Annotated in this window: 18 protein-coding genes and 2 pseudogenes; 6 read left to right on the forward strand and 14 right to left on the reverse strand. The window is 73.3% G+C overall.

Annotated elements, in window-relative coordinates; genetic code table 11:
• Positions 1 to 260: pseudogene (locus tag AB0H28_RS11730) on the forward strand (type I glutamate--ammonia ligase); the annotation flags it as partial.
• Positions 261 to 449: 189 nt separating this feature from the next.
• On the opposite strand, the gene AB0H28_RS11735 reads toward AB0H28_RS11730, so the two are convergent.
• Genes AB0H28_RS11735 through mptB (AB0H28_RS11750) form a run of 4 tightly spaced genes read right to left on the reverse strand, consistent with a single transcriptional unit; the run spans position 450 to position 4,160 of the window.
• Positions 450 to 899: an SRPBCC domain-containing protein gene (locus tag AB0H28_RS11735; RefSeq protein WP_358037440.1), complete on the reverse strand. Its 450-nt coding sequence runs from the start codon at positions 897 to 899 to the stop codon at positions 450 to 452.
• Complete coding sequence (locus AB0H28_RS11740) at positions 896 to 1,228, reverse strand: metalloregulator ArsR/SmtB family transcription factor (RefSeq protein WP_358037443.1); 333 nt, start codon at positions 1,226 to 1,228, stop codon at positions 896 to 898. Before AB0H28_RS11740 ends, AB0H28_RS11735 begins: the two co-directional genes overlap by 4 nt.
• Before the next feature lie 16 nt (positions 1,229 to 1,244).
• The gene (gene mptB / locus AB0H28_RS11745; RefSeq protein ID WP_358037446.1) at positions 1,245 to 2,744 is read right to left on the reverse strand and encodes a polyprenol phosphomannose-dependent alpha 1,6 mannosyltransferase MptB; all 1,500 of its coding nucleotides are present in this window, start codon (positions 2,742 to 2,744) and stop codon (positions 1,245 to 1,247) included.
• Between the two features lie 12 nt (positions 2,745 to 2,756).
• The gene (gene mptB, locus AB0H28_RS11750) at positions 2,757 to 4,160 is read right to left on the reverse strand and encodes a polyprenol phosphomannose-dependent alpha 1,6 mannosyltransferase MptB (protein ID WP_358037449.1); all 1,404 of its coding nucleotides are present in this window, start codon (positions 4,158 to 4,160) and stop codon (positions 2,757 to 2,759) included.
• A 45-nt stretch (positions 4,161 to 4,205) separates the two neighbouring features.
• On the opposite strand from mptB (AB0H28_RS11750), the gene AB0H28_RS11755 reads away from it, so the two are divergent.
• Positions 4,206 to 5,798, forward strand: a complete 1,593-nt coding sequence (locus AB0H28_RS11755; protein ID WP_358037452.1) for a hypothetical protein — start codon at positions 4,206 to 4,208, stop codon at positions 5,796 to 5,798.
• A gap of 218 nt (positions 5,799 to 6,016) precedes the next feature.
• Here AB0H28_RS11755 and AB0H28_RS11760 read toward each other — a convergent pair whose 3' ends face one another.
• The 5 genes and pseudogenes from AB0H28_RS11760 to AB0H28_RS11780 form a co-directional block, all read right to left on the reverse strand.
• Positions 6,017 to 6,403, reverse strand: a complete 387-nt coding sequence (locus tag AB0H28_RS11760; RefSeq protein ID WP_358037455.1) for a peptidase inhibitor family I36 protein — start codon at positions 6,401 to 6,403, stop codon at positions 6,017 to 6,019.
• Between the two features lie 251 nt (positions 6,404 to 6,654).
• Positions 6,655 to 7,056 (reverse strand): transposase family protein, encoded by a 402-nt coding sequence (locus tag AB0H28_RS11765; RefSeq protein WP_358038207.1) that lies wholly within the window; start codon positions 7,054 to 7,056, stop codon positions 6,655 to 6,657.
• A pseudogene (locus tag AB0H28_RS11770) lies at positions 7,014 to 7,478 on the reverse strand (transposase family protein); the annotation flags it as partial. The pseudogene AB0H28_RS11770 and the gene AB0H28_RS11765, both read right to left, overlap by 43 nt.
• A 479-nt stretch (positions 7,479 to 7,957) precedes the next feature.
• On the reverse strand, positions 7,958 to 10,981 hold the full coding sequence (locus AB0H28_RS11775; RefSeq protein WP_358037458.1) for a bifunctional [glutamine synthetase] adenylyltransferase/[glutamine synthetase]-adenylyl-L-tyrosine phosphorylase: 3,024 nt from the start codon (positions 10,979 to 10,981) through the stop codon (positions 7,958 to 7,960).
• A 1-nt stretch (position 10,982) separates the two neighbouring features.
• Entirely contained in the window at positions 10,983 to 11,753 is a 771-nt protein-coding gene (locus tag AB0H28_RS11780) for a type 1 glutamine amidotransferase (RefSeq protein ID WP_358037461.1), read from the reverse strand.
• A 66-nt stretch (positions 11,754 to 11,819) separates the two neighbouring features.
• Between AB0H28_RS11780 and AB0H28_RS11785 the strand changes: the two genes are divergently transcribed.
• Positions 11,820 to 12,749, forward strand: coding sequence for an LD-carboxypeptidase (locus AB0H28_RS11785; RefSeq protein ID WP_358037464.1), 930 nt, complete (start codon positions 11,820 to 11,822; stop codon positions 12,747 to 12,749).
• Positions 12,750 to 12,842: 93 nt separating this feature from the next.
• Here AB0H28_RS11785 and AB0H28_RS11790 read toward each other — a convergent pair whose 3' ends face one another.
• Positions 12,843 to 13,730, reverse strand: coding sequence for a virginiamycin B lyase (locus tag AB0H28_RS11790; protein WP_358037467.1), 888 nt, complete (start codon positions 13,728 to 13,730; stop codon positions 12,843 to 12,845).
• Between the two features lie 159 nt (positions 13,731 to 13,889).
• Here AB0H28_RS11790 and AB0H28_RS11795 point away from each other — a divergent pair, with 159 nt between their 5' ends.
• Positions 13,890 to 14,333 carry a hypothetical protein gene (locus AB0H28_RS11795; RefSeq protein WP_358037470.1) on the forward strand — a complete coding sequence of 148 codons (444 nt, stop codon included), beginning with the start codon at positions 13,890 to 13,892 and terminating at the stop codon, positions 14,331 to 14,333.
• 73 nt (positions 14,334 to 14,406) lie between these two features.
• Here AB0H28_RS11795 and AB0H28_RS11800 read toward each other — a convergent pair whose 3' ends face one another.
• The 3 genes from AB0H28_RS11800 to glnA all read right to left on the reverse strand — a co-directional run bounded on the left by AB0H28_RS11800 (position 14,407) and on the right by glnA (position 19,666).
• Positions 14,407 to 14,778 (reverse strand): VOC family protein, encoded by a 372-nt coding sequence (locus AB0H28_RS11800; RefSeq protein WP_358037473.1) that lies wholly within the window; start codon positions 14,776 to 14,778, stop codon positions 14,407 to 14,409.
• Positions 14,779 to 14,816: 38 nt separating this feature from the next.
• On the reverse strand, positions 14,817 to 18,155 hold the full coding sequence (locus tag AB0H28_RS11805) for an AAA family ATPase (RefSeq protein WP_358037476.1): 3,339 nt from the start codon (positions 18,153 to 18,155) through the stop codon (positions 14,817 to 14,819).
• A 161-nt stretch (positions 18,156 to 18,316) separates the two neighbouring features.
• Positions 18,317 to 19,666, reverse strand: coding sequence for a type I glutamate--ammonia ligase (gene glnA, locus AB0H28_RS11810; RefSeq protein ID WP_091059137.1), 1,350 nt, complete (start codon positions 19,664 to 19,666; stop codon positions 18,317 to 18,319).
• Positions 19,667 to 19,873: 207 nt separating this feature from the next.
• Between glnA and AB0H28_RS11815 the strand changes: the two genes are divergently transcribed.
• On the forward strand, positions 19,874 to 21,634 hold the full coding sequence (locus AB0H28_RS11815; RefSeq protein ID WP_358037480.1) for an NAD+ synthase: 1,761 nt from the start codon (positions 19,874 to 19,876) through the stop codon (positions 21,632 to 21,634).
• Positions 21,635 to 21,748: 114 nt separating this feature from the next.
• Positions 21,749 to 22,594: a 3-methyl-2-oxobutanoate hydroxymethyltransferase gene (gene panB / locus AB0H28_RS11820; protein WP_358037482.1), complete on the forward strand. Its 846-nt coding sequence runs from the start codon at positions 21,749 to 21,751 to the stop codon at positions 22,592 to 22,594.
• A 66-nt stretch (positions 22,595 to 22,660) separates the two neighbouring features.
• Here panB and npdG read toward each other — a convergent pair whose 3' ends face one another.
• Positions 22,661 to 23,359, reverse strand: coding sequence for an NADPH-dependent F420 reductase (npdG, locus tag AB0H28_RS11825; protein ID WP_358037485.1), 699 nt, complete (start codon positions 23,357 to 23,359; stop codon positions 22,661 to 22,663).
• Positions 23,360 to 23,424 lie beyond the last annotated feature (65 nt).

A 23,424-nucleotide genomic window follows, 5' to 3' on the forward strand; every position in this document is an offset into this window, starting at 1 on the left:
GCAAGATCGAACCACCGGCCCCGATCGACAAGGACCTCTACGACCTCCCGCCGGAGGAGTGGGGCGACGTCAAGCAGGTCCCCGGCTCGCTGCCGGCCGTGCTCGACTCGCTCGAGGCCGACCACGACTACCTGCTCGACGGCGGCGTGTTCACGCCGGACCTGATCTCCACCTGGATCGACTGGAAGCGGACCAACGAGGTCGACCCGGTGCGCCTGCGCCCGACCCCGCACGAGTTCGCCATGTACTTCGACTGCTGAGCCGTCGACGAATCCGTTCCACCAGCACCGGCCGGGCCGGCCTCGCTCGCGCGGGGCCGGCCCGGCCGGTTTCCGCCGGCCCGACGGTGATCCACGCGACATGAAGCAACCCGGCGGTGCCGGCCAGCGCGGACACCCCCGAAATGCCGCAAACCGGGTCGATCAAGGCGGGTCGGTCGGGCGGGCCGGTCAGCCGGCGAGCAGAGCGTCCAGCTTGGTGAAGGAGCTGTTCCAGCCCTCGCGGGCGCCGGACGCCACCTCCGGGCCGTACGGCCCCTGGCGCAGTAGCAGGCGGGTCAGGCCGCCCTCGTCGTGGAACTCCAGCCGCAGCCGGAAGACCACCGGCCCGGCCCCGAAGTCGACGCGCTGCTCGCCGACCAGAAGCTCGTTCTCCATCACCTCGGTTAAGGTGGCGTCGACCGGGGAGGTCATGCCGGGGTCCGTGTCGTCGACCATGGTGAACCGCTGGTGGCCGCCGACGCGCGCGTTCACGCTGACCGTGTCCCGGGGCACCGACCAGCCCACCGGGCCGAACCACGCGGCAAGCTGGTCCGGGTCGACGAACCCGCGGTAGACCAGCTCGCGCGGGGCGTCGAAGACGCGGGTGATGACAAGCTCCTGCATGGCGACCTCGGTCATGGTGCTTGCCTCTCTTGTGTCTTCCGTCCGGCCCGCACCCGCTTGAGGTGGGCGTCGAACCGGTCCAGGTTGTTGTCCCAGAACTGGCGGTAGCGCTCCATCCAGGCCGTCGTCTCGCGCAGCGGCTCCGGATTGAGGCTGCTGGACCGCCACTGGGCGCTCCGGGAGCGGGTGATCAGGCCGGCCTGCTCCAGCACCTTTAGGTGCCGGGAGGTCGCCGGCAGGCTGATCGCGAACGGCTCGGCGAGCTCGCTGACGGTGGCGTCTCCCTCGGCCAGCCGGGCGAGGATCGCCCGGCGGGTGGGATCGGCCAGCGCGGCGAAGATCACGCTGAATCGGGCGGACTCAGCGGGCGCGTCGCGCCGGCACGGCCCGGACCAGCCGCACCGCCACCACCACGACCAGCGCGGTCATCAGGACCGCCCCGGGCGCCTTGGTGAACCGGGCGAGGTTGGTGCCGTCGGGCAGGGTGAGCACCGAGGCCACCGCGCAGGGCGCCACGAACCACACCGCCCGAGCCGGCGACCGCGTCGCCACCGCCAGCAGCGCCAGGGGCCACGTCGCGTACCAGGGATGGAAGACCGGGGCCAGCAGCACCGTGGCGGCCAGCGCCAGGCCGGCCCCGAGCAAGGTCACCCGGGGCCGGGCAGACGCCATCTGGATCACCCGCTGCCGCACCTCGTTGAGGCGGCGCAACGCCGTCCAGGCCCACCACCAGAGCGCCACCAGCAACACCGCGAGCAGCACCAGCGCGGCCAGCCGGACCCCCGGCACCGCGTGCGGCTTGCGCCCGAGCAACGCGCCCGCGTAGTCGACCACGAAACCGACCGCGGTCGGCGGCGAGGTCCACTGCTGCGAATCGCCGCTGTGCGCCAGGCCCTCCACCCATTCCAGCCGCAGGCCGGTGGCCAGCGAGGTGACCAGCAGCGTGGCCAGCACCGCGCCGGCATGCCAGCCGCCGTCCCGCAGCAGCGCGCGCCAGGTGTAGCGGCCCAGCACCGCGGCCAGCGCGGCGAACGGGAGCACCACCACGGCGACCGCTTTCACCGCCACCGCCAGCCCCAGCACCACCCCGGCCACCACCAGCGCGCGGGGCTTGCCGGGATAGCGGACCAGCACAAGCAGCCCGAGCAGCATCAGCCCCAGCCCGACCGCGTCGTTGTGCGCCCCGGCGACTAGGTGCACCCCGACGAGCGGGCAGGCCAGCGCCAGCCAGGCCGCCCGCCGGGTCGGCACGCCGGCCGCCCGTGCCAGGCCGGGCAGGCAGAGCGCGGCCAGCAGCACCCCGGCCACCGCGACCACCCGCAGCAGCACGAGCGCCCCGACCAGGCCGCCGCCGGCCAGCACCGCCAGGCCCGCCAGCAGGACGAAGAACGGACCGTACGGCGCCGGGGTGTCCCGCCAGATCGGCGACACCGCGTCCGTCCACGGGCAGCCGGCCGCCGCCACCCCCACCTGGTACGGGGACACGCCGTGCGTCCAGGACCAGCCCTGGCAGGCATACGAGTAGACGTCCCGGCTGCCCAGCGGCGGCGCGAACAGCGGCGGCAGCAGCCACAGGCCAGCGGTCAGGTACGCCCACCGGCCCGACGGCGCGCCCCAGCGCAGCGACCACCAGGCGCCCACCAGCAGCCCGGTGCCGACCAGCCAGCAGCCGAGGGTCCACGGCCCGTACGCGGCGTGCCAGAGCCCGGCGAGGGTGGTGCGCAGCGGCGCGTCGGGCAGCGCGCCGCCCAGCCAGCCGGCGATGGTCAACAGCACCGCGCCGGCGAGCCCGGCGTACCGCGCGACGGCCGCGGCGACGGGCCCGACCGGACCGTCGGGCACCGCGTCCGGCTCACCCACCGGCACCTCTCCTCAGTCTGCGGGGACCGGCTGCTGTTTCGCCCGAGCCGACCGTACCAACCGGACCACCACCACGATCACGAAGAGCGTCATCAGGGGTGCTCCCGGCATCTTGGTGAACCGGGGTAAACCGGTGCCGTCGGCCATCACCAGAAACGACGACACCACGGTTACCACTGAGAACCACAGGGTGCGCCGGGCAGTGGCGGCGAGCACCGCCAGCGGCCAGGTCCAGTACCAGGGGTGAAACAGGGGAGACAGCGCGACGGTCGCGGTGAGCGCCAAGGCGGCGTGCCACAGCGGGTCACGCCGGCGGAACGCGCGGAACCACAGCCAGACCAGGAGCGCCACCAGGACCAACACACCGATCCCCCGGGTGGCCGGCAACGCGTCGACGTGCAGCCCGAAGGGTCGGGCCAGGTAGCCCACGGTCTGCCCGACCGCGGTGGGCGGCGACGACCAGGCGATCACCAGCCCGCCCTGCTCCAGCCCACTGATGAAGCCGAAGTCCAGGCCGGCGGCGAACGTCACCCCGACCACCGCGGCGACCGCCGCGCCGGCCACCCACCCGCCGTCGCGGACCAGCGTCCGGACCCGGTGCGGCCCAGCGATCGCGGCCAGCGCGGCGAACGGCACCACGACCAGCGCGGTGACTTTGATCGCGGCGGCCAGGCCGAACAGCACCCCGCCGCCCAACAGCCACCAGGTCCGGCCCGGTCGGGCGGCCACCACCGCCAACCCGGCGGTGAGCAGGCCCACCATCATGGCATCGTTGTGCGCCCCCGAGACCAAATGAACGGAGACCAGGGGGCAGGCCAGCGCCAGCCAGAGGGCCCGCTCCGGCGGCACCCCACAGCGGCGGGCCAGCACCGGTAGGGACACGGCGGTCAGCGCCACGCCGGCCATCGCGAGCGCCCGGAACAGCGCCACGCTCCCGAGCAGCGACCCGGTGACCGCCACCACCGCCCCGGAGATCATCACGAACAGCGGCCCGTAGGGTGCCGGGGTGTCCCGCCAGATGTGCGAGATGGTGTCGAGCCACGGGCAGGGCAGCGCGGACACGCCCTGCTCGTACGGGTTGAGCCCGGCGGAGTAGCTGGCCCCCTGGCAGGCGTACGCGTACGAGTCACGGCTGCCTAGTGGCGGGGTGACCAGCATGGGCAGCAGCCAGAACCCGATCGTGACGAGCGCCCAGCGGACCGACGGCACCCGGTCCCGCAGCGACCACCAGGCCCAGGCCAGCAACGCCGTGCCGACCAGCCAGCCGAAAACGATCAACGGCCCGTTCGGGCCCTGCCAGATGCTGACCGGCGTGGGTTTCAGATCCCCGTGCGGCAGCGCGCCGCCGAGGACGGCGACCCCGGCGAGGAGCACCGAGCCCGTCAGGCCGATCCAACGCGAGAGGTGGTGAGGCACGCCCGCCATGCTGCCAGTACGGTTGGTCGCGATCGGGAGGTGGGCATGCGGGGCGGTCGGGTGGTGGCGGTGTGCGCCGCGTCCGCACTGGTCCTCGGTGTGCTCTACCTCACTCTCCCTCCGATGGGCTCGGACCTGTCCGCCCAGGTGGCCCGCGCCGACTTCTTCACCGCCCATGGGCCGGCCCTGGTCGACCTGCGCTGGTACGGCGGGGTCCATCCGTGGGGCTACAGCCTGGTCTCGCCCCCGCTGATGGCGCTGCTCGGGGTCCGCCCCACGGGCGCGCTCGCGCTGCTCGCCGCGGCGACCGCGTTCGCCGCGCTGCTGGTCCGGGCCCGGGTGCCCAGGCCGCTGCTCGGCGGCTTGGTCGGCGTGTTCACCATCGCCGGCAACCTGGTCTCCGGGCGGGTGACGTACGGCCTCGGGGTCGCCTTCGGGCTGGTGGCGCTGCTCGCGCTCACCCTGCCGGCCGGTCCGGTTCGCCGCGCCTGGTGGGTACGCGGCGGCCTGGCCGGCCTGGCGGCGCTGCTCGCCGCTGCGGCCAGCCCGGTGGCCGGGCTCTTCGTCGGGCTGGCCGGTGTCGCGCTGCTGCTCACCCGCCGGTACGCCGACGGCCTGTGGCTCGCAGTGCCGGCGGCGGCGCCGCTGGCGGTCATCGGACTGCTCTTCGGCGAGGGCGGCTGGATGAACATCAGCAGCACCGACACCCTGCACGCGGTGCTGACTGGCCTACTCGTGGCCGCTCTGGCGGCGTACCGGCCGGTGCGGGTGGGGGCGCTGCTGTCGGCGGCCGGCGTGCTGGCCGCCGCGCTCCTGCATACCCCGGTCGGCTTGAACGCTACCCGCCTCGTGGTGATGTTCGCCCTGCCCGTGCTCGCCGCCACCGCCCGCTTACCGCAGTGGACGACGCGCCGGCTTTCCCTCCCGCGGTCCGGTCGCAGGCGGCTGCTCGGGGCGCTCGCCATGGCCGGACTGCTGGCGGTGGTGTGCTGGTGGCAGCAGCCGGTGGTCAGCGCCGATCTGCACAGCGCGGACGACCCCACCGCCGACCCTGCGTACTTCACCCCGCTGCGCTCGGAGTTGGCCCGGCGTGGGCTGACCGGCCGGCTGGAGATACCATCGACCCGCGACTATTGGGAGGCAGCCCACCTCGGCGAGATGCCGCTAGCCCGGGGCTGGCTGCGGCAGGCCGACATCGCCCGCAACCCGCTCTTCTTCACCACGGTTCCTGGCGCGACCGGCACCGGCGTCCCGTTGACCGCCGACAGCTACCGTGCCTGGCTGGCCGACAACGCGGTCCAGTACGTAGCCGTGCCCGACGCCGAGCTGTCCTGGGTGGGCCGCCCAGAGGCCGAGCTGGTCACGGCTGGTCTCCCATACCTCACCGAGGTTTGGTCAGACGCGCATTGGCGGGTTTGGGTAGTCAACGACCCGACCCAGCTCGTCGCCCCGCCGGCAGAATTGGTCGCACAGGATGCCGCTACCGTAACCTTCCGGGCGTCGACGGCCGGCACCGTGCGGATCCGGGTGCGGCACAGCCGCTGGCTAACCGTCACCGGAGGTGCAACCGTGACCGCCGACGGGGATTGGACAGCGGTACGGGTGCCCGACGCCGGGGTGTACACCCTGCGCTCCTGAGCCCGGCCCGCTGCCGGCGTCACTCGGTGGTAGCCCCGGGAGTCCCCGGTTGGAAACGATCAAAGAGGTAACGGCTGGTCAGACCGTATGCATGCTCCATGCGCCGACCCATCGCCAACCAAATCGACTCGTATTTCTAGTTGCAGGAAAAGTCTCGGGCACCGCGTATGGTGGTTGATTTTCGCCACCGACGCGATGCCCGAAACATTGCCTGCACATTAGCAGTAAACCTGGGCGTAGGACACCCTGTCGTTCCAGAAAGAGCCGAAGGTGGTGCCAATCTGGGAATACTCGGTATGGGCCGGAATGGTGATGTACGACCCGGACGGGCTGCCGGCGTCGTAAAGGCGGTAGGCGCAGCTCGAGCGGTTGCGTACCGAACTGGCGTTGTTGTTCGCCGACGTGCCGGTCAGGTTGGCGCTGCCATTGAGCACGTCGGTGATGTTCAGGAAACCGTTGTCTCGGTAGAGGCACAGGGCGCCACTGGACGGGCAGCTCAGAGCCAAGGTGCCGGTGGTGGAAGAGGTAGCGGCCTGGGCCGGCGCCCCGACGAGGACGGTCGCGCCGGTCAGGGCGAGGCAGGCGAGCATAGCGCCGATGCGCATGGTGTTCCTTTCCGTTGATCGGTGACATCAGCATTGACACAAGGCCTGCGTATCGCATTCCCGGACGCCGGCCGACACGTCGTGGACCATCACCTGGTCCAGCGTCACGTGCCGCCGTTCAACCGGCAAAGATCGTCCACCGCAAGTAAGCAGCTTCTCCATTCTGAGCCCCCGTGCCACTACTGTTGAACACAAGCTATGCCGGGGAACTTCGCCTGTCAAGGCCGTTGACATGGGTTAATGAAGTAATCTCAGCGACTTTCCGGTAGGTATTTGTATTCGAAGTGGGTCAGGTGTAGCGCGGCGGCGACGATATCGCCGATCCGGCGTGGGCTGACAGTCGTGTGGCGTAGCGTCTTCCAGCGTCCGACCAGGATCGCGAAGCCGCGTTCGCCTTGCCAGCGCAGGCCGCGTAGCAGCCGGTTGTAGGCGCGGTTGTCGGATGCGAGCCGACTGCCGTCCGCAGGCTGCTTGACCGGGGCCTTGATGCCCTGACCTGCGCCTTCGTAGCCGGAGTCGGCCAGAGTGGGCAGGCCAGGTCGGCGGCGGACCAGTTCAGCGCGGCGGTCACGCCCGGGTCGCGGGCACAACTGGTGTCGCGCAGGTGCCCGGACATCGCCGCCGACGTCCAGATCGGCAACCCGTCCGGACACAAGACCGCTTGGATGTTCGCCCCGAAGTCCCGGTGCTTTCCGGAGTACCAGGCGTCGATGGTGTCGCCCTTGACCGACAGGGTGATCTCGGTGAGCCGGCCGCAGTCGAACAGCTTGCCGTCGAGGATCACGTGTGACCAGCCGTCGGCGGCGGCCTGACGCAGAGCGGTGTGCAGATTTTGCGCCTGGGCGGCGAGCACCGTGGTGCCTTCGTCGCGGTAGCGGTACGCGGTGGCTCGGGAGATGCCGAACCCGGCGGCGAGGAGGGCCAAGTCCTCAGCCTTGCGGAACCAGACGAGCACCATCAGGGCCTGGTAGAAGCACGTCAACGCTCGCGTGCCATGGCGGGTGCCGCAGGCAAGGCGCCGCGCGTACAGCAGCCGCGCGAGGTACTGCACGAGTTCCCTCGGGACGTCGACCATGGCACGATAGGCAATCACGTGGAGCCCTCTCGAAGACGTGTTTCTGTCGCAAGGACGTGTCTATCGATGGCTCCACGCCTGTTTCTACTGCCGCCCGACTCACCGGCTTCGTCCGTGTCGCGCCAATCAACCCTTATGCGTTGCTGAGATCAACTCAATGTATTGCTGACATTTGTCTGCTGAGACGGCGTTGGTGTGATGTCGGGGTGCCGGGTCTTCTTCCAGGCCAAGGCCGGGTTTCGGAGGAAGTGAGAGGCAGGGTATTGCGTTGTCGGAATGTTGCTGCTATCAGCGGTGATGAGGTCACGGGTCCGGCGAGCGGACAGTACTCAACCAGCCTCGGTGATCATCTGAACCCACTCCTGCCCGCCCTACTACACGAGCAAGGACGCATCTACACCAAGATCATCGGGCCGGGCGCCAGTACCGGATGGTCGACCAGAGCCCCGCAATGTCGTGAGGGCTGCCGCCCGGAACCCTCAGGCCGGAGCGTCCAGCACCCGTTCCGTCGCGGCCCGGGCGCGGCGGCCGGTCCGCAGGTATCCGTCGAGGAACTCGCCCGGGTCCTCGTGGCCCAGCAGGCGCACCACGCCGGCCAGCTCCACCCCGTGCCGGGGCAACTGGTCGCCGGCCCGGCCCCGCACCAGCATCAGCGCGTCGCGGACCTGCGCGGCGAGGGTCCAGCCGGCGGCCAGCTCGGCCGCGTCGTCGCCGTCGAGCAGGCCGGCGTCGCGGGCGGCGGCCAGCACGTCGAGGGTACGGGTGCCGCGCAGCGCGGGCCGCCGGCCGGCGTGCCGGAGCTGGAGCAACTGCACCGCCCACTCGACGTCGGCGAGCCCGCCCCGGCCCAGCTTGGTGTGGGTGGCCGGGTCGGCGCCGCGGGGCAGCCGCTCGGTCTCCACCCGCGCCTTGATCCGGCGGATCTCCACCACCTGCTCACGGCTCAGCCCGTCGGCCGGGTAGCGCACCGGCTCGATCATCGCCTCGAACTCGGCGCCCAGGTCGGCGTCGCCGCAGACGAACCGGGCCCGCAGCAGCGCCTGCGCCTCCCACACGCGCGACCAGCGCGCGTAGTACTGGGCGTACGCGGCGAGGCTGCGCACCAGCGGGCCCTGCCGGCCCTCGGGGCGCAGGTCGGCGTCGACGCCGAGCGGCGGGTCGGGGGCGGGCGCGGAGAGCAGCCGGCGCAGTTCCTCGGCGATGGCGTGCGCGGCGGCGCTGGCCGCGCTCTCCTGCACCCCCGGCGGCGGGTCGTAGACGAAGAGCACGTCGGCGTCGGAGAGGTAGTTGGACTCGTACCCGCCGAGCCGGCCCATGCCGATCACCGCGAAGCGCAGGCCGGGCGGGCCGGGCTGGGCGGCCCGGGCGGCGCGCAGCGCGGCGGCCAGGGTGGCGTCGGTGACGTGGGACAAAGCGGTGCCGACCGCCGTCACGTCCACCACCGTGGGCCGCCGCTCCCCGCCGCCCGCCGGGCGCGGGGTGAGCGGGGCGAGCGACCCGGCCCGGCTGAGCACGTCGGCGGCGGCGATCCGGACCAGCTCGCGGCGGCGCAGCGCGCGGACCGCCCGGGTGGCCTCGACCGGGTCGTCGTGCCGGGCCGCCGCGGCGGCGAAGCCCTCGACCAGGGTCTCCCGGGGGCGCGGGGTCAGTTCGGTGTCCTCGGCCAGCAGGCGAAGCGCCTCCGGCTCGCGGGCCAGCAGGTCGGCGGCGTAGCGGGAGGAGGAGAGCACCCGGGCCAGCCGGCGGGCCACCGGGCCGGAGTCGCGCAGCAGGCGCAGATACCACGGGGTGCTGCCGAGCTTGTCCGAGACCTGCCGGTAGTTGAGCAGCCCCCGGTCCGGTTCCGGGGCGTCGGCGAACTCGTCGAGCAGCACCGGCAGCAGCGTGCGCTGGATGGCGGCGGTGCGGCTGACGCCGCCGGTGAGCGCCTGGAGGTGCCGCAGCGCCCCGGCCGGGTCGGCGAAGCCGAGCACCTCCAACCGGTGCCGGGCCGCCTCGGGCGTGAGCCGCAGCCCTTCGGCCGGCACCCGGGCCACCGACTCCAGCAGCGGCCGGTAGAGCAGCTTGGCGTGCAGCCGGCGTACCTCGCTGGCGTGGGTGACCCACTCGGCGCGGAACTCCTCGACGGCGCTGCGGCCCGGGGTGGCGGTGAAGCCGAGCGCGGCGGCGAGCCAGCGCAGCGCGGCCGGCTCGGTCGGCACGGTGTGGGTGCGGCGCAGGCCCTGGAGTTGGAGCCGGTGCTCGACGGCGCGCAGGAAGCGGTAGCCGCGCAGCAGTGCCTCACCGTCGGCGCGGCCGACGTAGCCGCCGGCGACCAGCGCGCGCAGCGCCGGCACGGTGCCCGGCACGCGCAGCGACTCGTCGCCGCGGCCGTGCACGAGCTGGAGCAACTGGACGGCGAACTCGATGTCGCGCAGCCCGCCGGGGCCGCGCTTGATCTCGCGTTCCAGCTCCTTCGGCGGCACGTTGTCGAGGATCCTGCGGCGCATGGACCGGACGTCGGAGACCGCCTCGGGGCGCTCGGCGGCGGTCCAGACCAGCGGGGCGAGCGCCGCGATCCACTCCCGGGCCAGGTCCAGGTCGCCGGCCGCCGGGCGGGCCTTGAGCAGCGCCTGGAACTCCCAGGTGCGGGCCCAGCGGCGGTAGTAGGCGAGGTGGCTGGCGAGCGTGCGGACCAACGGGCCGCGGTTGCCCTCCGGGCGCAGCGCGGCGTCGACCGGCCAGGCGACCAGCCCGCAGACACCGATCAGCCGGGTGGCGACCTGGGTGGCGGCGGTCAGGTCGTCGTCACCGGCGGCGACGAAGATGACGTCGACGTCGGAGACGTAGTTCAGCTCGTCGCCGCCGCACTTGCCCATCGCGACCACCGCCAGCCGGGGCCGGGGGGTGCCGGCGGGCAGCTCGTCGACGGCGAGGTCGTAGGCGGCGGCCAGCGTCGCGTCGGCGAGCCCGGAGAGCGCCGCCATGGTCTGTTCCAGGCCGCGCCCGCCGGTCAGGTCGGCCGCCGCGATCCGCAGCAGGGCCAGCCGGTACGCCTGCCGCAGCAGCGGCACCGCGCCGGTGAGCGAGGTCAGCTTGGCGGCGGCGCTCAGGTCGAGCCGGCCGTCGGCGGTCGGTGCCAGCCCGTCCGGTTCGGTGGCCAGCACCGCCCACTGCCCGGGGTTGGCCACCAGGTGGTCGCCGAGGGCCGAGGAGGCACCGAGCACGGCGATCAGCCGACGGCGCAGGCCGGGGTCGGCGGCCAGCGCGTCCCGGACCGCGATCTCGTCGCCGTGGCGTCGTTCGGCCTCGACCAGCCGGTGGAGCTGGCGCAGCGCCAGGTCCGGGTCGGCGGCCCGGGACAGCGCGGTGAGCAGCTCCCCGGCTTGGTCGTCGACCGGCTCCTGGGTGTCCGGCCGCCACAGGCCGAGCCCGTCCGGGCCGAGCAGGTCGGCGGCGCGCGCCCCGCCGTCACCCTCGGCGAAGCCGTAGCGGGCCAGACGCCCGCGGGTCGGCCGGGTCACCTCACGCCCCGAGCAGCGGCAGGCTGCGGCGCGGGCTGTCGTCGTCGCCCAGCTCGCCGAGCGCGAGCGCGGCGAACCGGATCGCGAACGGTTGCCACGCCTCCTCGACGTCGGCCATCGCCCGGTCGCAGGCGGCCACCACCAGCTCCGGGTCGTAGCCCAGCTCGGCCAGTGTGGCGGAGTCGCGGGACCACTCGGCGATCATCGCGGTGTCGCACTCGATGTGGAACTGCAGGCCCCAGGCCCGGTCGCCGAGGCGGAACGCCTGGTGCGGGTAGCGGGTGGACGCGGCGAGCAGCGTCGCGCCGTGCGGCAGCTCGGTGATCTCGTCGGCGTGCCACTGGAGCACGTCGGGCATCAGCGGCACGTAGCGGAACAGCGGGTCGGTCTCGGCGGCGTCGCGCCGGCCCACCACGGTCGGGCCGACCTCCGGCCCGGACGGGCTGCGCTCGACCCGGCCGGCGTGCGCGGTGGCGAGCAGTTGCGCGCCCAGGCAGATCGCCAGCGTGGGCACCCGGTGCCGCACCGCCTTGCGCAGCAGCCCCTCCACCGCCGGGAACCAGGGCGCGCCGGGGCTGCCGTCGGCCAGCGGGTGGGCCTGCTGTTCGCCGCCGAGCACCACCAGGGCGGCGTACCCGTCCAGGTCGGCGGGAAGCGGGTCGCCCGCGTGCGGACGCACCACGCGCAGCTCCAGGCCCCCCTCGGTGAGCCAGTCGCCCAGGCGGCGGAGGTCGTCGGTCGGGTCGTTCTCGATCACCAGCGCGGTCGCCACGACGTCGAGGCTAGCCGGTACGCCCGAGCGCGGGCGGTCCGGCTCGGCCGCACTAGGCTCGCGGTCGTGCCCACCGACGACTGCCTGCGCCCACCGGCCCTGCGTCCCGGCGACGCGGTGATGCTGGTGTCGCCGTCCGGCCCGACCCGCCCGGAGCGGGTGGCCCGCGGCGTGGAGCTGCTCACCGGCTGGGGGTTGCGCCCGGTGCCGGCGCCGAACGCGTACGCCCGGCGGGGTTACCTGGCCGGCGACGACGCGCTGCGGGCCGACGACCTGAACGCCGCGTTCGCCGACCCGGAGGTCCGCGGCGTGGTCTGCACCCGGGGTGGTTACGGCGCGCAGCGGGTGGTCGACCTGATCGACATGGCGGCGGTACGCCGCGACCCGAAGGTGGTGGCCGGCTTCTCCGACATCACCGCGTTGCAGTTCGCGCTCTGGCGGGGCGCCCGGCTGGCCGGGGTGCACGGCCCCGGCGCCGCCTGGCGCGACGAGCGCACCCCGCTGCGCTCGGCCGAGTCGCTGCACGCCGCGTTGATGACCACCGAACCGGTGACCGTGGCGGCGGTGGAGGCGGAGGAGACGTTCGCGGTGCGGGTGCCCGGGCGGGCCGAGGGCCGGCTGATCGGCGGCAACCTGTGCCTGATCACCGCGTCGATCGGCACCCCGGACATGCCGGACCTCACCGGCGCGATCCTGCTGGTGGAGGAGGTGCAGGAGCCGCCCTACAAGATCGACCGGATGCTCACCCACCTGCGCCGCTGCGGCGCGTTGGCCGGGTTGGCCGGGGTGGCCGTCGGCCAGTTCACCGAGTGCGCCGACGGCTGGGACACCACTGTCGTCGACGTGCTCACCGACCGCCTGGGCGACCTCGGCGTCCCGGTCCTCGGCGGCCTCCCGATCGGCCACGGCCCCGCCCAGCTCACCGTCCCGGTAGGCACCCCCGCCGTCCTGGACACCTCCACCGCCACCCTCACGGTCACCCCCGCCGTCCGCTGACCCCCGTCCCATCGCCAACCCGTCCCACCGCGTCGATCATGAACTTGACGGCAGTTGTAGATCTTCGAAGTGCCGCCAACCTCATGATCGACCTCAGCGGGGGGTGAGGTGGGCTACGGCGCCGGTTTCCAGGGCGGTCCAGATCGAGGCGTCTTCGGTGCGGGTCAGGCCGTGGGGTTCGGAGTTCGGGGTGGGCAGGGTGTGGTGGGTGAACGTGCCGTCGGGGGCGACGTGTCCGATGCGGTTGGCGGCCCACTCGGTGAACCAGCAGCCCCCGGCCCCGTCGGCGACGATCGCGTGCGGGCGGGCCGCCCGGTCCGGCAGCGGAAACTCGTCGATCCGCCCGTCCGGGGTGATCCGGCCGAGCTGCCCGGCGGCGATCTCGACGAACCACAGCGCCCCGTCGCCACCACGGGTGATGCCGACCGGCCCGGCGGCCTCGGTGGGCAGCGGGTGCAGCGTCACCGACCCGTCCAGGTCGACCCGGGCGATCGCGTTCGCCCGGTTGAGCGTCAGCCAGAGCGCGTCGTCCGGGCCGGCGGCCAACATCGACGGGAGCCCCTTGGCGACCGGCAACGGGAACGTGCTGACCTCCCCGGCCACGCTCACCCGCCCGACCGTGTCGTCGCCCATGCCGGCGTACCACAGCGCGCCGTCCGGCCCGGTCGCCAGGCCGCACGGGGCGCAGCCGGGCGGCAGCGCCACCGAACCGCTCTCGCCGTCGACGGTGATCCGGCCGAGCCGATGGTCACCGGAGCGGGTGTACCAGAGCGCGCCGTCGGGCCCGGTCGTGATGATCAGCGGGCGGCTCTCCGGCGGGTCGGCACGGTAGGTCCGCACCGTACCGTCGAGGCCCAGCCGGGCGACGCCGCCGGAACCGGCAAGCGTGAGCCAGAGCGCGCCGTCGGGCCCGACCGTGATCGCGTACGGGCCGGAGCCCGGCCCGGTGAGCGCGACCTCGCGGATGGCGGGCTGTGTCATGGGGTGGCCTTTCGTCGGAATGCCGGCCAGCCTCCCGCCCGTCGCGGCGACGACGCAACCGCAATTGCCAGCTCGCTGACAGGTTCGCCACGGGTTCCCCCCAGTTGCGGCCGTCACTGTCGGTGACGTCATCGCACCACCACCGAGAAGGAGACCCGCATGATCCGCACGACGAGGAAGCGCCTGCTGGTCGGTCTGGCCGCCGGGGTGCTCGGCGTCGGGATCGCCGCCCCGACGGTGGCGCTCGCCGACGACAACAGCCCGAACCCGTCCCCGAGCGCCAACACCGACAGGGGCGGCGACCGCCAGCAGCGGCACGCCGACCGGCAGGCCGAGTTCGCCGAGGCGCTCGCCAAGGAACTCGGCGTGTCGACCGACAAGGTCACCGCGGCGCTGGAGAAGCTGCGCGAGCAGCGGCAGGCCGACCGACCGGAGCGGCCCACGCCGCCGTCGGCGCAGGACCGGCAGGCCGCGTTGAAGGAGCGGCTGGACCAGGCCGTCAAGAACGGCAAGCTGACCCAGGAGCAGGCCGACGCGGTGCTCAAGGCCGCCGAGTCCGGCGTGTTCCCCGGCCCCGGCGGCCCCGGCCACCACCGCCGCTGAGTAAGGCGGGGCCCCCTGTTAACGCATTCGGTATAGCAGGGGGCCCCGCTTAACACCGCAGCCCGAACCGCGCTCAGCCGCCGGCCGGCGGGGTGAAGACGCCGAGCAGGTTGCCGGACGGGTCGCGCAGCCGGGCGTGGGTCAGGCCACTCGGCGCGGTCACCGGCGGTGCCACCACCGTGCCGCCGGCCGCCTCGGCCCGCCGGCAGGTCTCCGCCACGTCGGTCACCTGGGCGTAGAAGATCGCGTAGTTGTCGGCGCCGGAGTCGGTGCCCCGGATCGCGCCGCCGATCCCCCGCTCGCCACCGGCCGCCGTCTGCCGGTAGGAGCCACCCGGGCCACCCTGCTCCTCGAAGCTCCAGCCGAACAGGTCGGCGTAGAACCGCTGCGCCTCGTCCGGACGGTCGGCGCCGATCTCGAACCAGGTCACGGGCGTGCTGGACATGCTGCCTCCTCGCCGCGCCGGCCGGTCGGCCGACGTCGTCAGGTTCCAGCGTCGGGGGTGTCCATGACAGCGTCCTGTCGGTGTTTCTCCGGCGCGCCGGGCGAGTTTCCCGGCGACGGCTCCCGCCGGAGCACCCGGTCCGGCCGCGTCCCGCGGGCCTCGGCGGCGACCTCGGCCGGCATCGTCGGTGGCCCGAAGTTCACGCCTTTCTCCCGCAGCCGGGCCAACATCTTTGACGTCGCCAGGGCGACCGGGGCGGGCGGGGCGGGCTGCACGGCGATCACCTGCCCGACCACCATGGCGAGCCGGGCGTCCACCGTCTCGTCGGCGCCCGCCACCCGTTCGACGCACCGAAGCATCGCGGTGCAGACCCCGGGATCCTGCATCAACGTCGCGCGACACTCCAGCAGCACCTCCGCCACCACCTCCGGGGACACCTCGTGGTCCTCGGCCACCCGGTCCAGCAGCAGGCGCAGAAAGGCCGCCCGGTCCCAGTCCTCGACCAGACCGGCCGCGCTCGCCGTCAACCGTGCGCAGCGCAGGTAGACGTCCCGCCGGTGCCGCTGACTCGCCGGTCGCAACGGCAGCAACCAGGCGGTGAGCAGCGCCCGGGCGGCCGAGAGCGCGGTGCCGTCCGCCGGGACCTGGAAGGTGGTGAGCGCGGTGTGCAGCTGATCGATCACCGGTTCCACCGTGTGCATCAGCAGCGTCTCGCCCTCGTCACAGCTCAGGTGCGCGGCGCGCCGCAGCCGCACCAGCAGCTCGACCGGGAGGCGGTAGCCCGAACCGCCTACCGGCAGACCCGCCACCCAGCCCTGGTCCGGCGCGGGCGGCACCGTGAACCGGCCGTCCGCCCAGACCCGGACGTCGCGGTCCCGGCCATTTCCGGTCCGCTCCAGCGCCAGCAGGTCGGCGAGACCGTCCCAGTCGTCGGCGCCGAGCTGCGACCGCCACAGCCCGACCTGGGCACGCCACTCGTCCACCGCGGCGGCAGCTTCCCCGAACAGCTCGCGTCCGGTGACCTGACCCACCGCCGACAGGACGAGCAGCAGCAGGTTGGCGCTGTAGGCGGCATGACGGGCCGCCGTCCGCAGGCGCCGGGGCCGGTAGCCGTCGAAGCGGCGGGGCCCGGCATGGTAGGCCGCGCCCCGGAACAACCGCAGCAGGAGCTGGGCGGACCGGCCCCGCTGCGCCTCGTCCCAGCCGGACAGTCGCTCGTCGAGGAAGCCCAGGACGGTCGCCCGGCTGCTGAGCACCCCGTGCGACAGCAGCGCGTGCAACAGGTCGTCGGTGACCGGCTCACCGCCCCAGGACAGGCTGGCGGCGGACTCCCGGGCCACCGTGTCGGCCACCGCCTGCGCGGTGAGCCGCGCGACGAGGAACTCGCCGAACGTCGCGTGCAGGAACTCGTACGTCTCGCGGTGCCGTTGCTCGTCGACGGCCCGCGCCCGGTGGATGAAGAAGAACCGGCCGAGCACCACGTCCGCCGCCGGCAGCGGGGTCCGCAGACCGTCCGGTCGGCCCCCCGCCACGCCGGCGATGGGCAACGCCACCAGGTCGGCGCCCAGTTCCTCGGCAGTGACCCACTGGGCGCCCCGGTTGAACATCGCGAACGCCACCACGGCGAGGCGGCGCAACTCGTCGTCGACCGCCCGGTCCAGCTCCGGCCCGAGCAGTCCCGCGCGATGCTTGGCCACCTCCCGCCGGGCGAACCGTTGCAACAACCGCTCGTACAACTCGCCGCGGCGCAGCTCTCCGGATTGGCGCAGGTCGTGGCCCTCGGCGTCGTAGAGCGCGAGCATCAGCAGCAGCAGCGGCTGTTCGGCCAGCTCACGGTGGGACAACACGGTGACCGGGTCGAGTGGCCGGGCGCCCGGCCCGCGGAACACGGCGGCGTTTGCCCGATTCCAGGTCCGCACCCAGGACTCGACGCGCGGCTCGTCGAACGGCTCCAGCCGCACGGCCACCGTTCCGGGCGGGGGCTGCGCCCGGTCCGCCACGCTGGTGCGGCTGGTGACCAGCACGGCCACCGGCCGTCCCTGGTCCGCCTCGCGACGCTGGAAGGCCGCCACCCGGCGCAGGTAGTCGCTGTGGCTGACGCCGGTGGCCTGGAGCAGCTCGTCGAAGCCGTCCAGCAGCACCACCGGCAGGGCGTCGCCCGCCGAGCGGGCCAACCCGGGCCAGTCGAGGCGCTCCCCGGTGTCGTTACGGATCGCCTGCTCGATCTGGTCCTGCACGTCACCGGCCGCGTACACCTCCCGCAACACCACCCGGACCACGAGGAAGTCCGCCGCCGGCAGTTGGGCGGCGACGACCCGGGTGAGCACCGACTTGCCGGAACCGGGTTGCCCGAGGACGAGCAGCGGCACCTGGGTCGCGCCGGGCCCGGTCAGGTGCACGACGAGGGACTGCCAAAGGTCCTCCCGGATCGGCTGCTCGGCCCACCAGGTCTCGTCGGCGGGCCGCGCGAGCGGGTCCAGCGCGGCGATCCGGCACAGCGGCGGCACGTACGCCCCACCGAGCGTCGGCACGGTCAGCCCGGCCGGCACGTCGCCGGAGTTGACCACCGGCCGGCGCAGCTCGGCGCGGTACGCGGCGGCGAGCGCCGCCCGGTGCCCGTCCGGGGTGCGGCCGGTGGAGAACTCGGTGAGTGCGTGCCGCAGGTCGGCCAGCCCGAGCGACAGCCGACGGACCTCCGTGCGGGTCGCCTCGTGCTCGTGCAGGCCGAGCCAGAGCGACACCTCCGGGAAGTCGACGGCCAGCCGGGTGAACAGCTCCCGGTGCCGGTCGGCGGCGACCGTGGGCAGCCCCCGCAGCGCCCGGTGGGTCGCCGGACTTAACCGGATCCCGCTCAGGTCGGCGAGTCCGTCCAGGAAGTGCACCAGCGGCCGGAGCATCCCTTCGTAGTAGCCGACGAGTGACTCGCGGAGCGCGGGATACGGAAGGTGCGGACCGGGCAGCGGCGCGGGGATGGCGAAGAGACGATCGACGAGGTCGTCGCCGTGCGCCACCCCGGCCCCGGCCAGCGTCAACTGTTCGGCCCGGGTGATGCGGGCCTTCCCGACGGCGAACGGAAGGTCGATCTCGTTCAGCGCCTTGAAGAAGGCGGTCACCGCGATCACCGCGTGCGCCGCCTCCAGCCGCCGCGTCCGCCCGTAGCGGGACAGCCCGGAACGCTTCTCGGACGCGCCGCGCACCAGTTCGTGACCGAGCCGGACGAACTCCGCCTTCGCGTCGAAGATGCCGAGCAGCGCCGGCACCGGCACCGACGCGGCCAGCAGCGCCCCGCCGGTCAGCTTGTCGAACCAGTCGACGACATTGCTCTTTTCGCCGCCGAGCAGGCGGATGGCATCGGCGTAACTGAGCGTGTCGGGCACGCGCGTTCCTCCCCGGCGACGGCGGACCCGCCAGCCTCCCCCATCGGAAACGGAAGCGCTGTCGGGTTTCAGACCAGGGTCAGCGGGCGCACCCGGTCGACCGGGAGGTCGAGGTCGTCGGGGCGCAGCTCCCGGGTCACCGGCTCGGCCAGCGGACGCGCCTAGAGCGACAGGTAGTGCTGCCGCTCGTAGGGGGTGACCTCGCGGCGGTACTGCTCCCACTCGGCCCGCTTGTTGCGCAGGAAGAAGTCGAAGACGTGCTCGCCGAGCACGTCGGCGACCAACTCCGAGCCGGCCATCACGTCGATCGCCTCGGACAGGTTCTCCGGCAGTGCCTCGTAGCCCATGGCGCGGCGCTCGGCGCTGCTCAACGACCAGACGTCGTCCTCGGCGCCCGGGGGCAGCTCGTAGCCCTCCTCGATGCCCTTGAGGCCGGCGCCGAGCATGACCGCGAACGCCAGGTAGGGGTTGGTCGCCGAGTCCAGCGACCGCACCTCGACCCGGGCCGAGTTCGGCTTGCCGTAGGCCGGCACGCGGACCAGCGCGGACCGGTTCAGGTGACCCCAGCAGACGTACGCCGGGCTCTCGGTGATCCGGTCCGGCAGCGCCTGCGGGAACAGCCGCTTGTAGGAGTTGACCCACTGATTGGTCACCGCGGTGTATTCCCGGGCGTGGGTGAGCAGCCCGGCGATGAACGACTTGGCGACCTTGGACAGCTTCATCGGGTCGCCGGCGTCGTGGAACGCGTTGCGCTCCCCCTCGAACAGCGACAGGTGGGTGTGCATGCCGCTGCCCGGCTGGTCGGTGAACGGCTTCGGCATGAAGCTGGCCTGCACCCCGGTGGAGAGCGCCACCTCCTTCACCACGTGCCGGAACGTCATGATGTTGTCGGCGGTGGTGAGCGCGTCGGCGTAGCGCAGGTCGATCTCCTGCTGGCCGGGGGCGACCTCGTGGTGGCTGAACTCCACCGAGATGCCGATCCGCTCCAGCGCCAGCACCGCCTGGCGGCGGAAGTCGCGGGCCACCGCGTGCGTGGTGTGCTCGAAGTAGCCGCCGGTGTCCACCGGGACCGGCACCGAGCCGTCCTGCGGGCCGTTCTCCAGCAGGAAGAACTCGATCTCCGGGTGGGTGTAGAACGTGAAGCCCTTGTCGGCGGCGCGGGAGAGCATCCGGCGCAGCACGTGCCGCGGGTCGGCCCAGGAGGGGCTGCCGTCGGGCAGCAGGATGTCGCAGAACATCCGGGCGCTCTCGCCGCTCACCCCGCCCTCGAACGGGAACACCTGGAACGTGGTCGGGTCGGGCATGGCCACCATGTCCGACTCGAAGACCCGGGCGAAGCCCTCGATCGCGGACCCGTCGAAGCCGATGCCCTCCTCGAAGGCCGCCTCCAGCTCCGCCGGGGCCACCGAGACGCTCTTCAGCGTGCCGAGCACGTCGGTGAACCACAGCCGGACGAAACGGATGTCCCGCTCCTCCAGCGTACGGAGGACGAACTCCTGCTGACGGTCCACATCCACCCCTCGTGACACGTACGTCCTGCACCGGTCGGGCCGGCCCGGCTGACCGCTCAGTCTCCACCGGCCTCGTTACGCCGACGTTACGCCCTTCCCCGGCGGGTCGTCCTGCCGTGTCCCGCCCTCGGAGACGCCCGGGGACGGTGGCCCACCTCTCCCCCGGCCGGCCTGATTCGGGCGGGACGGCTGGGGAAAGATGGGGACATGCCCACCCTGCGTCTCGCCCTGTGCCAGGTCAACCCGACGGTCGGCGACCTCGCCGGAAACGCCGACCGGGTCCGCGCGTGGACCCGCAAGGCCGCCGACTCCGGCGCCCAGCTCGCCCTCTTCCCCGAGCTGATGGTGACCGGCTACCCGGTCGAGGATCTGGTCTTCCGCCGGTCGTTCGTCGCCGCGTCCCGGGCCGCGGTGCACCGGCTCGCCGCCGACCTGGCCGGCGACGGCCTCGGTGACCTGCCGGTCCTGGTCGGCTACCTGGACGCGGACGGGCCGCCGCAGGTCAGCGCAGACGCCGAACCGGGCCGGGGGGCCCGCAACGCGGCGGCGCTGCTGCACCGCGGCGAGGTGGTCGCCACCTACTTCAAGCACCACCTGCCCAACTACGGGGTGTTCGACGAGGACCGCTACTTCGTCCCCGGGGACACGCTGACCGTGGTGCGGATCGGCGGGGTGGACGTGGCGCTGACCATCTGCGAGGACCTGTGGCAGGCCGGCGGCCCGTTCGCGGTGGCCCGGCAGGCCGGCGTGGGGCTGGTGCTCAGCATCAACGGTTCGCCGTACGAGCTGAACAAGGACGACGCGCGGCTGCCGCTGGTGCGCCGGCGCGCCGCCGAGGCGGGCGCGGCGATCGCGTACGTGAACATGGTCGGCGGGCAGGACGAGCTGGTCTACGACGGCGACTCGCTGATCGTCGACGCCGACGGCACGCTGCTGGCCCGGGCGCCGCAGTTCGTCGAGCACCTGCTGGTGCACGACGTGGCGCTGCCGGCGGCCCCGGAGGCGACCGGCGGCGCGACCGACCTGGCCGACGGGATGCGGCTGGTCCGCCACGAGGTGTCGGCGGTCCCGCCCGCGCCCGAGGGCCCGGCGGCGGCCGGCGGGATCATCGAGCCGGTCGCCGACGAGGCCGAGGTGTGGCAGGCGCTGGTGTTGGGCCTGCGCGACTACGCCGACAAGAACCGGTTCCCGTCGGTGGTGCTCGGCCTCTCCGGCGGCATCGACTCGGCGGTGGCGGCGGCGCTCGCGGTGGACGCGCTCGGCCCGCAGCGGGTGGTCGGCGTCTCGATGCCCAGCCAGCACTCCTCCGAGCACTCCCGCACCGACGCCGAGGACCTGGCCAAGCGGACCGGCCTCGACTACCGCGTCGAGCCGATCCAGCCGATGGTCGACACGTTCCTGGCCAACATGTCGCTGTCCGGCGTGGCGGTGGAGAACCTCCAGGCCCGGGTGCGCGGCGTGATCCTGATGGCGCTGTCGAACCAGGAGGGCCACCTGGTGCTCACCACCGGCAACAAGAGCGAGCTGGCGGTGGGCTACTCGACGCTCTACGGCGACTCGGTGGGCGGCTACAACCCGGTCAAGGACGTGTGGAAGACGCTTGTCTGGCGGCTGGCGAAGTGGCGCAACGCGGACGCGGCCCGGCGCGGGGAGACCCCGCCGATCCCGGAGAACTCGATCGGCAAGCCGCCGTCGGCCGAGCTGAGCCCGGGCCAGCTCGACAGCGACACGCTGCCCGACTACGACGTGCTCGACCCGATCCTGATCGGCTACGTCGACGGCGACCTGGGCCGCGACGGCCTGATCGAGTCCGGCCACGACCCGGCGGTGGTGGACAAGGTGCTGCGGATGGTGGATACCGCCGAGTACAAGCGGCGGCAGTCCGCGCCCGGCACCAAGATCTCCATGAAGGCGTTCGGCCGGGACCGGCGGCTGCCGATCACCAACCGCTGGCGCGAGGACGGCTGAGCGCCTCGGCGGGAGTGAATTCCTCCACTCCGACCTGCCGGCGGCCGGTCGGGCGGTGCGACGATCGCGGGGACCCGGGGACCGCGTGCGCGGCCTCGAGGAAGGGAGATTGTCATGGTGGAGTCCACCCCGACCGAGGTGACCGCCCTGTACGGCGGGCCGGCCACCCGGCGGATCCGCACCCGCGACCTGATCGCCGCCAAGGAGCGCGGCGAGCGGTGGGCCATGCTCACCTCGTACGACCAGTACACCGCCGCCATCTTCGACCGGGCGGGCATCCCGGTGCTGCTGGTCGGCGACTCGGCGGCGAACAACGTCTTCGGTTACGAGACCACGCTGCCGGTGACCGCCGAGGAGTTGCTGCCGCTGGTCCGCGCCGTGGTGCGGGCCACGACGCACTCGCTGATCGTCGGCGACCTGCCGTTCGGCTCCTACGAGGAAGGGCCGGCGCAGGCGCTGCGCACCGCGGTGCGGTTCATGAAGGAGGGCGGCTGCCACGCGGTGAAGCTGGAGGGCGGCCGGCGCTGCGCCGCGCAGATCGAGGCGATCGTCGGCGCCGGCATCCCGGTGATGGCGCACGTCGGTTTCACCCCGCAGAGCGAGCACACGCTGGGCGGCTACCGGGTGCAGGGCCGGGGCGACACCGCCGAGGAGGTGCTCGCCGACGCCCGGGCGGTGGCCGAGGCGGGCGCGTTCGCGGTGGTGCTGGAGATGGTGCCCGGCGAGGTGGCCAAGCGGATCACCGGTGAGCTGCCCATCCCCACCGTCGGCATCGGCGCCGGCCCGGACACCGACGGTCAGGTGCTGGTCTGGCAGGACATGGCCGGGCTGCGCACCGGCCGGGCGCCGCGTTTCGTGAAGCGCTACGCCGACCTGGCCGGCGCGTTGACCGACGCCACGCGGCGGTTCGCCGACGAGGTGCGCGGCGGCGACTTCCCCGCCCCCGAACACACCTTCTGAGGGGTAAGGAGGGGCCCCTTCTCAACGCCTGGCGTCGAGCAGGGGCCCCTTCTTAACAACCGACGCTCAGAGATCGGTGACCCGGATGCCGGCGTGCGCCTTGTAGCGCTTGTTGATCGCGATCAGGTTGGCGGTGAACGCCTCGATCTGGTGGGCGTTGCGCAGCCGGCCGGCATAGATGCCACGCATGCCGGGGATCCGGGCGGCCAGCGCGGCGATCACGCCGACGAGGTCCCGGTCCTCGGTGCAGATCAGCACGTCGAGATCGATCCGGTCGACCTCCGGGTCGGCCAGCAGCGGCGCGCTGACGTGGTTGAAGGCGGCGCAGACCCGCGACTCGGGCAGCAGCGCGGCGGCCTGCTGCACGGCGCTGCCCTCGGCCACGGTCAGCGCGTACGGGCCGTGCTTGTCGAAGCCCAGCGGGTTGACGCAGTCCACGACGATCTTGCCGGCCAGCGGCCCGGCCAGCGCGGCGACGGTGGCCTCGTGCCCGTCCCACGGCACCGCGACGACGACCACGTCGCTGCGGCGGGCGACCTCCTCGTTGCCCGCGCCGGAGACCGGGGCGCCGGCCGGCACGCCCGGCAGGGCGGCGATCTCGGCGGCGGCCTCCGCGGCCCGGTCGGCGGCGCGGGAGCCGATCAGCACGGTCTGCCCGGCCCGGGCGAACCGGTAGGCGAGGCCCCGGCCCTGGTCGCCGGTGCCACCGATGATGCCGACGGTGAGCCCGGAGACGTCGGGCAGCGTGGTCGCGTCGTAAGCCATGCGGTCATCCTCGCAAAGCCGGCCGCCACCCGGCGCGTCGAGGCGCTGTGAGAATCCCCGCGCCT

Origin of the sequence: Micromonospora sp. NPDC050980, from assembly GCF_040653835.1 — a bacterium.
Lineage (GTDB): Bacteria > Actinomycetota > Actinomycetes > Mycobacteriales > Micromonosporaceae > Micromonospora.

Coding starts and splice junctions, on each gene's coding strand:
- AB0H28_RS11800 (WP_358037473.1), bottom strand. CDS start 14,778: ATGTCCAGCACGCCCGTGACCTGGTTCGAGATCGGCGCCGACCGTCCG.
- AB0H28_RS11790 (WP_358037467.1), bottom strand. CDS start 13,730: ATGACACAGCCCGCCATCCGCGAGGTCGCGCTCACCGGGCCGGGCTCC.
- AB0H28_RS11815 (WP_358037480.1), top strand. CDS start 19,874: ATGCCCACCCTGCGTCTCGCCCTGTGCCAGGTCAACCCGACGGTCGGC.
- AB0H28_RS11760 (WP_358037455.1), bottom strand. CDS start 6,403: ATGCGCATCGGCGCTATGCTCGCCTGCCTCGCCCTGACCGGCGCGACC.
- AB0H28_RS11755 (WP_358037452.1), top strand. CDS start 4,206: ATGCGGGGCGGTCGGGTGGTGGCGGTGTGCGCCGCGTCCGCACTGGTC.
- npdG (WP_358037485.1), bottom strand. CDS start 23,359: ATGGCTTACGACGCGACCACGCTGCCCGACGTCTCCGGGCTCACCGTC.
- AB0H28_RS11795 (WP_358037470.1), top strand. CDS start 13,890: ATGATCCGCACGACGAGGAAGCGCCTGCTGGTCGGTCTGGCCGCCGGG.
- panB (WP_358037482.1), top strand. CDS start 21,749: ATGGTGGAGTCCACCCCGACCGAGGTGACCGCCCTGTACGGCGGGCCG.
- AB0H28_RS11735 (WP_358037440.1), bottom strand. CDS start 899: ATGACCGAGGTCGCCATGCAGGAGCTTGTCATCACCCGCGTCTTCGAC.